Source organism: Shewanella sp. 4_MG-2023, assembly GCF_030548015.1.
Taxonomy (GTDB): domain Bacteria; phylum Pseudomonadota; class Gammaproteobacteria; order Enterobacterales; family Shewanellaceae; genus Shewanella.
In genome coordinates, this window is the sequence record NZ_JAUORL010000004.1 from 154,080 (window position 1) to 170,081 (window position 16,002).

Annotated in this window: 14 protein-coding genes; 3 read left to right on the forward strand and 11 right to left on the reverse strand. The window is 42.5% G+C overall.

Annotation, left to right across the window (positions count from 1 at the left end; all coding sequences use genetic code 11):
* Positions 1-6: 6 nt before the first annotated feature.
* Both Q4546_RS03525 and xthA read left to right on the forward strand, forming a co-directional pair.
* Positions 7-306, forward strand: a complete 300-nt coding sequence (locus Q4546_RS03525; protein ID WP_102437429.1) for a YciI family protein — start codon at positions 7-9, stop codon at positions 304-306.
* Positions 306-1,115 carry an exodeoxyribonuclease III gene (xthA, locus tag Q4546_RS03530; RefSeq protein WP_102476971.1) on the forward strand — a complete coding sequence of 270 codons (810 nt, stop codon included), beginning with the start codon at positions 306-308 and terminating at the stop codon, positions 1,113-1,115. Before Q4546_RS03525 ends, xthA begins: the two co-directional genes overlap by 1 nt.
* A gap of 145 nt (positions 1,116-1,260) precedes the next feature.
* Here xthA and Q4546_RS03535 read toward each other — a convergent pair whose 3' ends face one another.
* From Q4546_RS03535 to Q4546_RS03580, 10 genes are all read right to left on the reverse strand, one after another.
* Complete coding sequence (locus tag Q4546_RS03535) at positions 1,261-2,982, reverse strand: GGDEF domain-containing protein (protein WP_303445688.1); 1,722 nt, start codon at positions 2,980-2,982, stop codon at positions 1,261-1,263.
* A 50-nt stretch (positions 2,983-3,032) separates the two neighbouring features.
* A complete protein-coding gene (locus tag Q4546_RS03540; RefSeq protein WP_303445689.1) occupies positions 3,033-3,323 on the reverse strand; it encodes a hypothetical protein in 291 nt (96 codons plus the stop codon).
* Between the two features lie 48 nt (positions 3,324-3,371).
* A complete protein-coding gene (locus tag Q4546_RS03545; protein WP_303445690.1) occupies positions 3,372-4,172 on the reverse strand; it encodes an SAM-dependent methyltransferase in 801 nt (266 codons plus the stop codon).
* Between the two features lie 68 nt (positions 4,173-4,240).
* Positions 4,241-4,807 (reverse strand): GNAT family N-acetyltransferase, encoded by a 567-nt coding sequence (locus Q4546_RS03550; RefSeq protein ID WP_303445691.1) that lies wholly within the window; start codon positions 4,805-4,807, stop codon positions 4,241-4,243.
* Complete coding sequence (locus Q4546_RS03555; RefSeq protein WP_303445692.1) at positions 4,804-6,324, reverse strand: pepsin-like aspartic protease; 1,521 nt, start codon at positions 6,322-6,324, stop codon at positions 4,804-4,806. The genes Q4546_RS03550 and Q4546_RS03555 overlap by 4 nt, the downstream gene beginning before the upstream one ends.
* Before the next feature lie 295 nt (positions 6,325-6,619).
* Positions 6,620-8,863, reverse strand: coding sequence for a molybdopterin cofactor-binding domain-containing protein (locus Q4546_RS03560; protein WP_303445693.1), 2,244 nt, complete (start codon positions 8,861-8,863; stop codon positions 6,620-6,622).
* 2 nt (positions 8,864-8,865) lie between these two features.
* Complete coding sequence (locus Q4546_RS03565) at positions 8,866-9,330, reverse strand: (2Fe-2S)-binding protein (protein WP_076537112.1); 465 nt, start codon at positions 9,328-9,330, stop codon at positions 8,866-8,868.
* Positions 9,331-9,333: 3 nt separating this feature from the next.
* Positions 9,334-9,966, reverse strand: a complete 633-nt coding sequence (locus tag Q4546_RS03570) for a nucleotidyltransferase family protein (RefSeq protein ID WP_102476963.1) — start codon at positions 9,964-9,966, stop codon at positions 9,334-9,336.
* Positions 9,966-11,009, reverse strand: a complete 1,044-nt coding sequence (locus tag Q4546_RS03575) for an XdhC family protein (RefSeq protein WP_303410783.1) — start codon at positions 11,007-11,009, stop codon at positions 9,966-9,968. Before Q4546_RS03575 ends, Q4546_RS03570 begins: the two co-directional genes overlap by 1 nt.
* A gap of 342 nt (positions 11,010-11,351) precedes the next feature.
* Positions 11,352-11,996, reverse strand: a complete 645-nt coding sequence (locus Q4546_RS03580; protein ID WP_303445694.1) for an MBL fold metallo-hydrolase — start codon at positions 11,994-11,996, stop codon at positions 11,352-11,354.
* 269 nt (positions 11,997-12,265) lie between these two features.
* On the opposite strand from Q4546_RS03580, the gene Q4546_RS03585 reads away from it, so the two are divergent.
* Positions 12,266-13,564 (forward strand): alpha/beta fold hydrolase, encoded by a 1,299-nt coding sequence (locus tag Q4546_RS03585; protein ID WP_102437441.1) that lies wholly within the window; start codon positions 12,266-12,268, stop codon positions 13,562-13,564.
* Between the two features lie 284 nt (positions 13,565-13,848).
* Here Q4546_RS03585 and Q4546_RS03590 read toward each other — a convergent pair whose 3' ends face one another.
* Positions 13,849-15,834, reverse strand: a complete 1,986-nt coding sequence (locus Q4546_RS03590; RefSeq protein WP_303445695.1) for a DNA topoisomerase III — start codon at positions 15,832-15,834, stop codon at positions 13,849-13,851.
* Positions 15,835-16,002: the final 168 nt, after the last annotated feature.

Below are 16,002 nucleotides of genomic sequence, written 5' to 3' on the forward strand. Positions count from 1 at the left end.
TTACTTATGTGGTACATGATTTCGTCACAAGATGTTGAAAACAGTTTAGAAAAGCGCATGGCTGTCCGCCCTGCTCATTTAGCGCGCCTAGAAGCATTGGCTGGCGAAGGTCGTTTGCTTGTTGCAGGCCCTCATCCTGCTATTGATAACGAAAATCCTGGTGAAGCAGGCTTTACCGGTTCGTTAGTAGTTGCTGATTTTGAGTCATTAGTCGCTGCACAAGCTTGGGCAGATGAAGACCCGTATATTGCAGCGGGCGTTTATGAAAAAGTTATCGTTAAGCCATTTAAAAGAGTACTGGTTTAATGAAAATAGTCTCATTTAACATTAATGGTATTCGAGCACGTTTGCATCAGCTGCAAGCGTTAATCGACAGCCACCAGCCTGATGTTATTGGCCTGCAAGAAACCAAAGTCCACGATGAAGCATTTCCAGTCGCTGACGTTGAAGCAATGGGTTATCACGTACATTATCACGGTGGTAAAGCCCATTACGGTGTGGCTATGCTGTCAAAAGCTGAACCTGTTGAAGTCATTAAAGGTTTTAGTAGCGATGCAGAAGATGCCCAACGCCGGATGATCATGGGTAAGTTTACTCAAGCTAATGGCCGTATTCTAACGGTGATAAATGGCTATTTCCCACAAGGGGAGAACATCAGCCATGAGACTAAATACCCTGCTAAACGCAAATTCTACCAAGACTTAATGCAACACCTTGCCGATAACCACACCCCAGATGAAGATATCGCGATTATTGGTGATATTAATATTTCACCGATTGATTTAGATATTGGTATTGGTGAAGTGAACGCCAAGCGTTGGCTTAAAAGCGGTAAGTGCAGTTTTCAACCTGAAGAACGTGAATGGTTAGCGACATTAAAAGACTGGGGCTTTGTTGATAGTTTCCGTGAATTACACCCAGATCGCACTGAGCGTTATTCTTGGTTTGATTATCGCAGTAAGGGCTTTGTTGATAACCGCGGTTTACGTATTGATGTGGTGATGGTGACCAAATCTATGTTGCCAAGGCTGACTGAATCAGACGTAGATTACGATTTACGCGCTATTGAAAAACCATCAGATCACGCCCCGATTTGGAGTACTTTTTCAGACTAGTTTTCTGATGCGAATGTAAAACCTTAAGGTTGGCATTCCTATGTCTTGTCCTAAAAAGCCTAACTACACCTTGAGTATATAGTAGTTAGGCTTTTTGATAACTGCCTCGCTTTAAATGACCAAGGTGGCTTTATTGATGCCTAGATTAATCAGCATAAGTTTCAGTTGATGCACAAACTTTGTTTCGGCCAGATTTCTTAGCTTGATACATGGCATGGTCAGCATCAGCAATCAGTTTATCTAATGAGGTACCAGAAGTGCTGAAGTCACTCACCCCAAAGCTGCCACTTATCTCAAAATTAAACCCTGTTTCATCAGTGATGATTGCATTAAGTTTGGCTCGGTAGGTTTCAGCTATGGCTAATGCATCGCTTATGCTGCAGTTGGGCAAAAACAAACAAAACTCTTCACCGCCAACACGGGCAAAAATATCTTTATTACGGACTATTTCTTTGCACTCTGAAGCGACCATTTTTAATACCCAGTCCCCTGTTTTATGCCCATAACTGTCATTGATGTTTTTGAACCTATCTAAGTCAAACAATATACAGCTGCCTGACTGCTTGAGGTTATTACATCTGGCAATCGCAATAGTGGCACGTTGAGTGAAATAGCGACGATTAAACAATCCGGTTAGGCCATCATTTTGCGCTAGATGACGCAGTTTCTTTTGCGTCGATTTGGTTCTGAAAATCATCCCTAGTAATACGGTGACACACAAAATGAGCAGTGCGATAAATAAACGGTTATTTTCTGATTCAACGGTATCAATCTTTTGTTTTAGCAATAATAAATTGTTTTGTTGGCGTAAAAACTCAATATTATTTTGTTGCTCGGCAGCTCGATGTTTTGCGAGTTGATAAGCTAAGTGTTTGGCTTTTATATCATTCAAGTAAGCCTTATCCGCTTCGGCAAATTGTTGATAATATTTAAGCGCCTCAATGGGGTTATTCGCTTGTTCAGCAAGGCTATACAATATTTTATTAGCAATCACTTCTGGTTCTGAACTGCCTAAAGTTTCAGTATAAGTTAATGTCTTTAAAGCCATTTTTTTAGCCTGCTGGTTTTCACCTAAGTCGAAATAGGCTTGAGCAAGGAAGCTATAGAAATAAGATAAAATGGGGGTGTACTGGGTTTGCTCAATCATCGATTGATGTTGCTGCAAGAGTGCTAACGCTTGTTGATGCTGATTTTGCTTAATTAATAATGAAGCCTTAGAGGTATAAATCGCGCTCAGCACCACAGGCTCTTGGGCCTGCTCGCAAGACTCAATGGCATCATTAAAAAGTGGACTGTCGTAGTCAAGTAAATTGAGCTTAGATTTAGCTTCTAATGAAAGCTGCGCCGCCATGCAGTGATTACGGCCTTTTGTGACGTAATCAGATAGCTTACTGGCATATTCTTCACCTAGCTCATATTGACCAATTTGATTATAAAAAATGGCATTAATGAGTAATCCACGTTGTTTATTTTCGTTATCTACAATATCGGGCAATAAGCTTTGGCTAATGAGCAGATGCTTTAGGCCTTGATTCCAATCTTTCGATATAGCATAGATGTTAACCAGTGATATCGTTGCCCGAAATCTAATCGACGTGGATGTTTCAGCGTTATCAACAATATCGGTATAAAGCGCTATCGCGCCTTTAAAGTCACCTTTAAATGATTTTTGATAAGCCAGCAAGTATTGATAATGGTCTTGTTGTTGCTGAGACAGCTGTGCTTGTTCTAGTTCTGATAATATTGTCTGAAACGTTTCTGGGTGACTACTGCGTAGATTATCAGCCTTAACCAACAAATCATCGATGTAATTTGCGTTTAGCGATGTTGAAATAAATAGCGCGAAAATAAAAACAAACTTTTTCATCAACTTTAGATCCATTTTTATTTTCGCCTGTAAGTTATGCTGATAGCTATTTAAGCTGACAGTTTGATATTTGAAATGGTGTTATCTGTATCTTTTGGCTGGCTTTCATCAGCAGGTTTGTCATCCTCTGTCGGCTTGTCACTTTCAGCCGGGACCATTAAACAAACAATATCAGGGCAAATATCGAGCTGTTTTTCTAAGCTAGTAATGTCATTATTTGATAAAGCCAGTTTTAACTCGGGAGTTAAGTTAGAGGTTGAAATCGCATCCGCTAATGAAAGTGGATTTTGTAAGTCCGCATCTTGGCCCATACGCTCGAGTAATTGAATAATGTTTGACATGTTTTCTCCTTAAAATGATGTCTTGTAAATCCAGCTTATATTTACAATTTAGCTTGCTTGGTGGTGACTTAATTGAGCTTCTAGCTCAAGCAGTCGGGTTTGTAATTTGGTATTAACTTTCATACTTTCTGAAGGCGGGATCACCAATGTGGTATGTTGATGAATAGCAACTTGGGCTAATTCGTTAACTGGGATGCGTTGTTGGCGAACCTTATCAATCGGTAACACTGCCGCTTCATATAATATTACCGAATGGTCTGCGGGGTATGTTTCAAGTAACAGTTCAACTAACAGTTGCTTATGGGCTTGTCCTGTCTCAAGTCGCTGTAAAGACTTATCCCCAGCAACGCCCACCTGCCATAATACGAGGTAAGCAGATGCATCAATTTTACGTTGATAGAACATAAATTGACTTGCTTCAAAATGCTGACAACCAACACGACCCGGATCTATGCCTAAATCCGCATATAAACAGTCTTCAGCAGAAATGCCAGGGATCATCTTGGCATCAAACCCCTCTTGTTTTGCCTGTTCGATTGCAACATGGGGAGCTTGAGCGAATACGCCTGGGTGGCCGTAAAAAGCGCCAACGACTTTTTTACCCGCTCTGACTTGTGCGAGCATGGCATCAACCATTTGTTTATAGGTAATGTGGCGAGACTTTCCTTTATCGTAGAAGACTTGTAGGCTTCGGACATCGGGGTGCATTTCTTTAAGCCATAACTCGACAATACCGTTAGAGACACCAGAAAATACCACGTCGGCTTTATCAATATGGCTCTTGCTAATAGGGCAAATATGCGCCCCTAGCGTCATTCCTAACCCTACGCAAACTAAAGATCCATTCATTGGAGTGTATTCTCACGCCTTAATAATTACAGCTAATGTTACTTCAATGTTACCTTGATGATAACAATTTAACAGGTATTAATATGATTTGGCAGTGATTTCTGCCAAATTTCTGCGGTGACATAACTACTGATGTATTGGGTTTTATCTTTAGTGCTTTTTTTATCTGCGCTAACAGCTTTTGGCTGTTCGATAATAAACCCCAATTTTTGGGTACTTCTATGGGTTGCATAATTGCTACTGTCATATTGAGCGTAAATTCGTTCGAATTTAACAGTGCTAAAACCAAAGTTAATTAACCCGACAGTCGCCTCTTCAGCAAGTAATTTACCGTTATATTGTCTTAATAACATAATGCCAATATCAGCGTGGTTCGATTGATTGTTTTGTGCGAATAAGCTTTGTAAACCGATTGCTTGGTTATTGTGTTCGATGACCCAAACCCAAGATTGTTTTATTGAAGTAAGGTTATTTTGAATGGCAGTTTCGAAAAATTGCTTGATTTGCTGCGGCTCAAAAGGGGCACATATTTTTCGCATTGTCTTAGGGTCGGAATAAAGCTGCACAAATATGTCAAAATCGCCTTGCTGTATTAATCGCATCGACAGGCGCTGAGTATTAAAGCGGTAATTCATTTAACTGCACCTGCTGATTTAGAAGCACCGGTTAATAATTGCGCATAATGATTGGCGACCCCTTGCACTAATTTTGATTCAAACGGGGCTTGCTCAGCAAAGCGTATCACTCCAGTTTTATGCTCCTCCCGATCAAAAATAACGTAGTAATTGTTGAGTAGCGGTAAGCCAATTAATGACTGATTACCCCACTGAGGTAACTTGCCAATAATTTTGAAACACGCTTTACCTTGTAAAGGACTATTAAGTTGCCAGTAATCATGGGGCTTGCAAGTTAATGTGATGGGTTCTGGTTGGTGACTATTGGTTTGAGTATGAGTTTGAGTTTGAGAGTGAGTATGAGAAGCTGGCGCACCGCCATGACCATCACACTCAGAATGACCCGCAAAAATAAACTCAATATCTGGCCACTGCGTTAAATCCAGTAATTCGGCATCGATCCCTACTTCTTGCGCTGCAAGATCGGTAAAAGGCGCAATTAAGCTTAAAAAATCCTGTGGAATGCCAATGTGTTTGTTTGGTGTGGACGCCGCTACAGTTTGAGTCAGCGTGTGTAAGTTCTGCTTTAACCCCTCGAATAACACATCCGTTAACATGATACCGCTAGTGCCGGTATCGATAATTGCATTGGTTAAGTAGTAGGCAAACTCAGGTTTAAGATCGGCGGCATTAATTTGCGCAAAGTCACCCACTTTAATCCCAACTAAGGTGACATTATAGTGCACGTTATGTTCAACCTTTATGTGCTTGAATTGACCTTGATATAAGTGTGTTTGCTCTTTACCACCACCAAGAATTAACCAGCCCTGATTTAAAGGATCTGCAGCAAGTGATGCTTTTGATGGCGTTGCACTCGCCACATGCACACTGGATCGTTGAGAGTAAAAAGCGAACTTGTTTGCACATAATCCTTGAGTTTCTAACTGGGTAAAATACGGCAAAATATCCTGCTCTGGTTGAGTTTTTAAAAAAGCCTTAAAGCGGGTTAAATCATTGCTACTAAAGTGCTGATGTTCATCAGTGTGGTGATGAGTCTCATTTGGGCAAACTGAATCCTCTTCTGAAAATGGCCAAGGATAGGTAACTGGCGGGGAAACATTACGTTCAACTAAATAATCATGCAGGTCATAGCTTGAATTCAGTTGATAGTAAGCTAGGCCTAAAATACCATTGGCTTCGCCAAATGTTTTGCGTTGTGCCAGCGAAGACACCACTGCTACAGGACACGGATTCAAAGTAAATGAAAATGTATCATTGCCTATGGTGACATTCGTATTTATGACAGGCCCGTCCCAACCACCGATACCGTAAGTCACTTCCTGAGCAAAACTGGTGGCCGTTAAATCTGTATCATCTTCGGGGTGATAAGCGACTTGACCGACAACTAATGTGCTACTACCTGAATCAACAATTAAGTTCACTTCCGTTTGTTGACTGCCAATATGTAACTTTACTGTGTAACCGCCTTTTGCATAAATATTGATGAGAGGTAAGGCCAATGGATGTGTTGCTGTCATGTGTCGCAGTCCTGTGCTGTTGAGATTTACTTTTAAAATCGATAATTTAGCTTTAGCTTATATTAAATAAAATTACCTTACTTGTTTTAATTAACTCTTAGCCAAAACATTAGCATGGCCCCTTTTTACAAAAAGCGTCACTGTTGACCTTCTAAATCGAATATGTGCTCACTTCAATAAAGCCTGTGCTGGTCTTGCAAATTTCAGTGTTATTTATACTTTGTTATTAAAAATACTTACAAAAAAACGCCCAAATTCTATCACCAATTTGGGCGTTTAAACTTGCTGGCTAAAGTTACATTTTTAACACTTTATTCAGTGGTAAATCACGATAGCGCTTACCGGTAGCAGCAAAAATCGCATTGGTTAAACTTGGCGCCACAGGCGGCACACCGGGCTCACCCACACCAGCGGGTTTTTCGCTTGATGCCACGACAATGGTTTCAATTTCAGGTGATTGCCCCATTCGTAATAACCGATAGTTATGGAAGTTTGATTGCTCCACTTTACCGTCTTTGTAGCTAATCTCGCCCATCATCGCGAGGCTTAAACCAAATATAACCGCACCTTCTGTTTGAGAGTGCGCTCTATCAGGGTTAACCACTGTACCCGCATCAATGGCGGCGATACTCTTTAAGACCTTGAGGTTATCGCCGTTAACTTCAACTAATGTCGCAACCGCCACGTAGCTGACAAAACTACGATGCACTGCAAAACCCCAGCCTTGACCGTCTTTGACTTTAGGGTGTTTCGCCATCGCTTTTTCTACCGCATCGATAACACCAAGAAAACGACCAATATCGATGGGAAAATCATCTAAGGTTTCACCATAGTTACCGTATTTGACGATTTGGTTCTCAAGCTTTTCATAGCGTGGCGTACCGAGCAGCTCACGCCACATTGCAATGCAAGGTTTACCAGCATTGACCGCCAGTTCATCGACAAAGCTACCGATACCAAAACCGTGTTGAATATTACACACAGAGCGCATCCAACCGATACGAGAGTGAGCCGTGGCTTTCACTGACTCTAATTGAATTTGAGGTAAATTAAACGGCATATCAGAAAAGCCCAAGTCCAATTCGCCAGCCGATGGCATATCAACGCCTTCAGCAAAGGTTGAACTAATAGACGGGAAACCACTGCGAGCCAGTAACGCCTGCGGCACTTTGTTGCTATCTAACTTAGCTTGATAATACTGAGCGCTAATTGCATGGTAATAGCCATTTTGAATTTCATCTTCACGGCTCCAGCTGACTTTTACTGGTTTATTCAGTTGCTTAGATAATATCGCCGCTTCTACACTAAAATCGGGCTTAGATTTACGTCCAAAACCACCACCAAGTAGGGTGACATTCACTTTAACTTGCTCGTCTTTAAGCCCTAAAGTGCCGGCAACATTTTTCTGAGTGCTTTGGGGCGTTTGAGTTGATGCCCACAGCTCGCAACCTTCTTTGGTAACTGAAGCGACCGCTACAGGTGGCTCCATCATCGCATGGGTGAGATACGGCACTGTGTACACCGCTGATAAGCTATTGTCTTTATTCCAATCAGTAACACTGTCACCCAATTGGCGAATAACTTGTCCAGGTTGACCAACCCGAGTCACTAGCTGAGCTAAATCTGCATCAGAGTCATAACTGCTATTAGCTGATTCGGTCCAAGTTACTTTTAATGCTTTACGACCTTGAATTGCGCTCCAGGTGTTACTCGCAATAACAGCTACCCCGCCAAGGGCTTGAAATAACGGCGCGCCTTTGGCAATAGGAATTTGAATAACATCTAGCACTCCTGCAACCGCCCTTGCTGCGCTGTCATCAATAGATGCAACATCGCTGCCTAAAACCGGTGGCCGGGTGATTGAGGCGTAAACCATGCCTTCAACGTTAATATCATAACCAAACACCGCTTTACCGCTGATCATGTCGTCCATATCCACAATCGCTGGAGATTTACCAATGTGGGTAAATTTTGAAGCAGGCTTTAAAGGCACACTATCAAGTGCTGGCATAGTTAATACACTTGCTGCTAGCGCTAAATCGCCAAAGCTTAACGACTTTGAGGAGGACTTATCATGGACTTTACCCGCCTTGGCATACACTTGCGATGGCGCTACTTTCCACTCATTCGCAGCAGCTTGCTCAAGCATGACTCGGGCAGTAGCGCCCATTTGACGCATTCGCTGATAATGCTTACGAATACTGCGACTGCCATCGGTATTTTGACTGCCAAACTCTTCGTTAGCGAGGCCTTGCACGACGACGATTTGTTCCCAGTCAGCTTCTAACTCATCTGCTAATACTTGAGGAATACCCGTTCTGATCCCTTGGCCCATTTCAGAGCGGTGACAGGTCAAATACACTTTATTGTCTTCACCAATGGCAATAAACAAGTTTAGCTGCGCTTGTTTGCCTTCTGCCATGGCCATCGGGCTCCAAGCAAGCCCAGATGCTCCAAGGGCTAACCCACCTCCTACGGCGCCAAATAACTTCAACACCCCACGGCGACTCATATTTTCTACTGCGGTAAAGGTAGTCATAATTACGCCTCCGCTTTGCTGTTAGCGGCAGTAAAAATAGCTGCCTTAATACGTGGATAGGTGCCGCAACGACAAATATTACCGGTCATCGCTTTATCAATTTGTGCTTCTGTGGGATTGGCTGTCGTGGTTAATAATGCCGCCGCCGACATTAACTGCCCAGCTTGGCAATAACCGCATTGCGGTACGTTATGTTCAACCCAAGCAGCTTTTAACTTGTCAGCTTCAAGGCCTTCAATGGTGGTAATTTGCTTACCTGCAGCTTGCTTAATACTGGTCAGGCAGCCTCTAACCGGTTTGCCATCAAGGTGAACAGTGCAAGCGCCGCATAAGCCAGCGCCGCAACCAAACTTAGTCCCAGTTAAGCCTAAGATATCGCGCAGCGCCCATAAAATGGGCATATTCGGGTCGGCATCAAGGCTAAAATTTTTGCCATTTACCTGCAACGTTTGTGTTTGTTGTGTCATAACTTACTCCTTGTTGACCAACCACTGCTTGAGATCGGTTTGAGTATCAATATCAATTGCCGCTTGCGCTAATGGCAAAACAGTCAATTGTTGCTGTTCTAAATGTCGTGTTAATATTTTTTTCGCACCACTGTCGCCTTCAAGTTGCTGTAATGCTTCAAAGTCACTGGCGAGAAAGATGGCTGGTACACCGGGGCTTTGCTGGTAATAAGCCGCAGTGGTTTTACCAAATTGGCAAAAAAGCCCATACAGGCTTAAATAATCTGAATGAGAGATGGCAACTTGATCTGCTAATGTCAGTAGTAATGCATCAGCCTGTTGTGATTGGGCATAACTTGCCGCCATAGCCACTGAACTTGCCAAACCTGATTGCCAGTTTTGATTGGTTAATATCTCAATGTCATTGGCGAGTAATGGACTAAGTAGGTCTTTATGGCCGCCAAGTACCAAAACTGGTGGCGATAGATCTAACTCGGTTGTCGCCTTACTCAATATTGCATAACTCTGTTGAATTAAGCTTTGCGCGTTATTATCAGCGCTTAACGTTGCGGCAAGTTTTGCCCCATTAAAGCGAGTACTACCCCCTGCGGCTAACATCACGGAGACCACATTAGGGGGAGTAGAAAATAAATTCATCAAAGCATGACCTTATCAAGATTACTTAACTCACCTTGCCGCTTAAGTCCGTGATGTAATACCCCGTGGCATTGAGACAAGATACTTAAGGCCACAGAACTTGGTAGCTCTCCGCCTAATGCCAGCCCTGCAGGGGCTGAGAAAAAGCCACTAAAATCATCAGTTGAAAGCTGACATTTTTGCAACACCTTATCTCTTCGATGAGTTGGCCCTAAAAGCGCGATATAAGCGAGGTTTGTTCCTTGCAATAGGCTTAATGCTGCAGCGTCCATATCCAAGTTATGATTCATAACTACGGCCGCATCAAGGTGTTGTATTTCTAACAAATCTATCTGCGTTAGTGGTTTTTTACAAATCTTAGCATCTGGAAAATCATAGCCTCTTGCATACGCAGAGCGACTATCAAATACGCTGACTTGCCAGTCAAGCTGCTGCGCCATAGCCACCAAAGGCTGTGCATCCAACCCGCCACCAAACACCCCTAAATGAAATGGGCTTCTGACTGGGATACGTAACAAGTTGAGGTTATTGTCAGAACTCACGTCAGTAACAATACCAGTAATAATGTCTGCTGCAGTTTGCTTGTAAGCTATGTCATCAGCAACGAACTTACCTACGACTTGGCCAGCATAGCTATGATGCTCAACTATCGATAATTGGTACGAGCCTTTTTTACCTAGCGTCAGCTGGTGATGTAACTCGGCTAAGCCGAGGTAATGATTATCACCTAATAGCGGCACCATCATAATGTTGACCAAACCACCACAACCTAGTTGGTAACTGGTGTCATTTTCATCAGTGGCGTCATAGGTTAATTGCTGAACTTGCTGGGTTTGTATGGACTTTTGTGCGTGACGACGTAAGTCTGCTTCCAAGCAGCCACCACTTAACATGCCTAAGGTTTTCCCCAAAGGGTCAAACAACATAATGGCGCCAGGTTTGCGGTATGAAGAACCTTCAACAGAAGTGATGACTGCTAAAGTCCAGTCTTGTTGCGGTTTTTCAGCCCAAGTGTCTAACAATGATAATAAATGATGTGCCATGAGTCCCTGCCAGCATGCTGATTGATATGAAAACACCGCTCAGCAGTAATTAATCAAAGCAGCATAAGTGCTTTAAGTGACTATAAGCTAGCAAAGCCGCTAAACAATGCAAAGCCTTATGGCACTTACCAAAGTATTAACTGTATTAATTTAAGGGCAGTAATAACTATGTTTGAACCAGCAAGTCAGGCTAGTCGCTGGTTTAAGGGATGTGAAGCTGGTGCAAGATAAAATGTAACGGTTTATGCCAATTTAGCTAGCAGTGTATTTTACTTTACACTGCTAGCTTGCTGCGTAAGCCACCGGGCAATATTCCCAGCAGCTAAATGAATACGCTTGAGCCTAGCCCAATAATTGATCAGCAACAAATGGATTATGCTGACGCTCTTCTTCAAAAGTCGACATAGGACCATGACCGGGTATAAAGGTTACTTTTTCCCCTAAAGGCCATAATTTTTGTGTAATTGAGTGGATTAGTTGTTGATGGTCCGATTGCGGAAAATCAGTGCGGCCAATGGAGCTTCTAAATAGCACATCACCAACCCATACAAGGTTTGATTTATTAGAGTGAAACACCACATGTCCTGGAGTATGACCGGGACAATGCACCACCGATAAACGCTCTTCGCCAATGGTCACTTCATCGCCTTCATTTAAATATTGGCTAGGCTCAAACGAGTCAACATGCGCAAAACCAAAGTTCTGGCTTTGCTTTGCTAGCCCTTGTAGCCAAAATTGGTCAGCGATATGTGGGCCAATGATAGGAATATTAAGCTGATTAGCCAGTGTTTTCGCGCCGCCAACATGATCAATATGACCATGGGTTAATAAGATTTTTTCTAAGCTCAGACCTAACTTATTAACTTCAGTAGTAATACGTTCAATGTCACCACCGGGATCGACAACGGCTGCCAGTTTGGTTTTTTCACACCAAATAACACTACAATTTTGTTGAAACGGGGTGACTGGAATGATTTGGTACTTCATTACTTCTATCCTCAAATTGAGAAAATTATCGCGACCAAGTTATTATGCGTTAAAGCTTAATAAAATGTTTGATCTATCTATAAGAATCAAAAAATAAAACCAATTAGTTGGTTTGAACACAAGCATTTTTACTGAGCTTGCATCGCTGCCCAAACAAATGAATAATTTAACATCACCACTTCATTTAATTAGCATCATATTTTCATTGTGACCAAGGACTAACCTTCATACAATACTACCTTTCTGAATCCTATTTTCACAGGCACACCATGCAAATTGACAGTATTCTTTCTGGGATCGTTTCCACAAAACACTTTTTTAGCGTTCCATTAGATTATCAGCAGCCCGAAGGTGAGCAATTATCAATTTTTGTTCGGGAAATCGTCAGTACAGAAAACCAAGATTTATCCTTACCCTATTTAGTGTATTTTCAAGGTGGACCGGGCTTTGGTGCAGTGCGCCCTGTTGAGAATAGTGGCTGGATAAAACGCGCCCTAAAAGAATATCGAGTGCTGTTGCTTGATCAGCGCGGCACCGGTCTTTCAAGCTTACTAAATAGCGCCACACTGGCGCATTTAACCGCGCAAGAACAAGCCGATTATGTGTGCCACTTTAGAGCCGATAACATTGTTCGAGATGCTGAAGTAATTAGAGCTCAATTAGCAAATAATCAGCCATGGAGTATTTTAGGCCAAAGTTTTGGCGGCTTTTGTGTTTTACGCTATTTAAGCGCAGCGCCACAAGCACTAACTGAAGCCTTTATCACAGGTGGTATTCCATCATTAACCCGTCAAGCAGATGACGTCTATCAAGCAACCTATAAACGGGTACTTGCCAAAAACGCTGATTTTTATCATCGTTTCAAAGATGCTGAGTCATTAACAGCAGAACTGGCTGACTATATTGCTGATAATGACGTTTACCTTGCCACAGGCGAAAAACTCACCGTTGAGATGCTACAGCTGCTCGGGGTTAATATAGGTATGGAGCAAGGCCCTGAAGCCCTCTATTACTTACTTGAGCAAGCCATGATCGATACTGCCCAAGGTCGCACAATAAACCCGCTATTTTTGCATCAATTTAGTCAATTTTTGGATTACAACACCAACCCAATTTTCGCGTTATTGCATGAATCGATCTATTGCCAGCAGTTTCATCAACAAGGGGCTAATTGGTCAGCCCATAGAGTCAGAGAGCAGTTCCCTAAATTCAATTATCAACAAGGGCAGCGCTTACTGTTTACTGGCGAAATGATTTATCCATGGTTCTTTGAACAATTTAATCAGTTAAAGCCTCTCAAAGAGGTGGCAGAATTAATTGCGCAAAAATCAGATTGGAGCAATTTATACGATGTGGACGTGTTACTGCAAAACACCGTCCCGGTCACTGCGGCTATTTACAGTGAAGATATGTATGTTGATATGAATTACAGCCTTGAAACTGCGCAGCTAGTGAATAACCTCAGCTATTGGCTAACATCAGAATATGAGCATAATGGCATTCGTATGGATGGTGAGCATATTTTAGATAAACTCATTTCATTGAGCCGAAAGGATAGCATTCGATAACAAATGTAATTTAATGTTCAGTTTTAAATTGATTAATATTGAAGTCGATCACACTCCACAGCACGTCGACAGATTAAATTAATTTTCAGTTAAGTAAGTTCGGCCATAATCTAACCTGTTCCGCCCTTTATGTTGTGAACTAGTGAATTTTTATGAGTAAACCCTGATTCGGTTTACTCATTTTTTTTGCCTGAAATTCCGCTATTCCCTTTAAGAACAATCGAGTGCGAGCGATGCAATACCTGTATCCCATGATTTATTCATACAAACTCTCTTTTATCGGCTTATTTACTCGAGCTGCGCTTACGGGAAGTTTTAGCCGTAGAGGTTTTACTTGCTGCACCTTTGCGTTTATAGCCACTACTGGAGCGGCGTTTTTTATAGCCAGGCCCTTTAATCCCCTCAAGAGCTGTAGGTAATTGATTTGAAGCTTGCTCAATCAGTTGCTGTAATTGCGCTAACAATGGCTCCATAAAGGCATCATACCTAAGCTGCTTTTGACTTATGGCATCAAGGCTACTTTCCCACAGCGCAGTCATATCCGGTGTGGTGGCTGTTTCTGGTAATGAATGGATCAAGCCAACGCCAACTGGGGTGGCAATGATTGATTTACCCTGCCTTAATAAGTAACCGCGATTAAACAGTAATTCAATAATGCCTGCTCGGGTTGCCTCGGTGCCCAAGCCATCGGTGTCTTTTAGGATCTTCTTCACTTCAGGGTTAGTGACATAGCGATTGATCCCTGTCATGGCGCCAAGCAAAGTCGCATCAGTAAAGTGTTTTGGCGCTTGAGTGGTTTTTTCAAGCAATTCGCCACGCTCACAATGGAGTTGTTGACCTTTTTTCAGTGGCGGTAAGGTCGCTAAATTTTCGTCATCACTGCCATCTGCATTATCTTTACCCTGCATTTTCGCAAACAAACATTTCCAACCTAACGATAACTCTTGCTTAGCTTTAGTGGTAAATAAGCCACCCGCAATGGTCACTTCAACTTGGGTTTCATCATAAATATAGGCGGGGTAAAACTGGGCTAAATACTGCCGTGCAATATGAGAATATAACTGCGACTCTTTGGCTGATAAGTTTGCCAAATTAGTGTTTTTTTCAGTGGGAATTATCGCGTGGTGAGCATCAACTTTACTGTCATTCCAAGCTTTGGACTTGAGCTTGGCATTGGGTGTATCCGCTTTAGCGATTAAGCCTGCATCATTACTTAATACTGCGCGAATAACTTGGGGTGCAAGGCCATGTTGCTCTGCAGGTAAATAGCGACTATCTGAGCGCGGATACGTAATTAATTTATGCCTTTCATATAAACTCTGACAGGTATCAAGCACCTCTTTGGCACTCATACCAAAGCGTTTGGCGGCATCGATTTGCAGGCTGGATAAACTATAAGGCAATGGGGGGTTCTGACGCTTATTTTTTGATTCAAGTTTGGTCACTTCAGCTGGCTTGTTAGTTATCCGCCCCACCACATTTTCTGCTAAGCCTTTGGCGAGCACTCGCCCCTCTTCATCCATATATGGCTGACATGCTTCACTGGGTTTCCACTTAGCCGAAAAGCCTTCTTGGTTATCGGTCAGTAAATGCGCCAATACTTCATAAAAAGCTTTGGGCTGAAAATTGGCAATTTCTTCATCTCGCCTTACCACTAACCCCAGTACCGGGGTTTGCACTCGACCAACAGACAATACTCCCTGATAACCTACTTTTTTGCCTTGAATGGTATAAGCGCGGGTCATATTCATGCCATATAGCCAATCTGCGCGGCTGCGGGCTAAGGCTGAGGTAGATAAGGGGACAAACTCTTTATTAGTGCGCAATTGCCCTAAGGCGCGTTTTACCGCCGAAGGGTTAAGATCGCTAATAAGTAAACGCTGGGTTTGAGCAATCTTGTCGGCCTTTACACCTGCATAGGAAATGACTTCATCCACCAGCAGCTGCCCTTCTCTATCAGGATCGCCAGCATTAACTAAACTCGATGCTTGTTTGATGAGCTTTTTTAAGATGCTCAACTGTGAGCGCGTATTAGTTTTAGGTTTTAACTGCCATTTACTCGGCACTATGGGTAAATGGGCTAATTGCCATGATTTAAAAGCGGGATCATAGACATCAGGTTCTGCTTGCTCTAACAAATGCCCTATACACCAAGACACGCAATCCCCATTGGCGCTCATGATAAAACCATCACCTTTTTTATGCGGCTTTGGTAATACATCGGCAATTGCACGGCCTAGACTGGGTTTTTCAGCAATATAGAGGATCATAGATTTATTAGACTTTTAAAACACTGTATGAAATTACAGTGTAATTTAGCGAATAGCAAAAATAAGTGCAACTGTTAATGCAATGGCAGGTTTCTTAGAATGATGAGCTGCTACTCAAAACACTAGGCCAAAGCATTAAAAACCACGCTTATAAGGCGCTAAATTTAA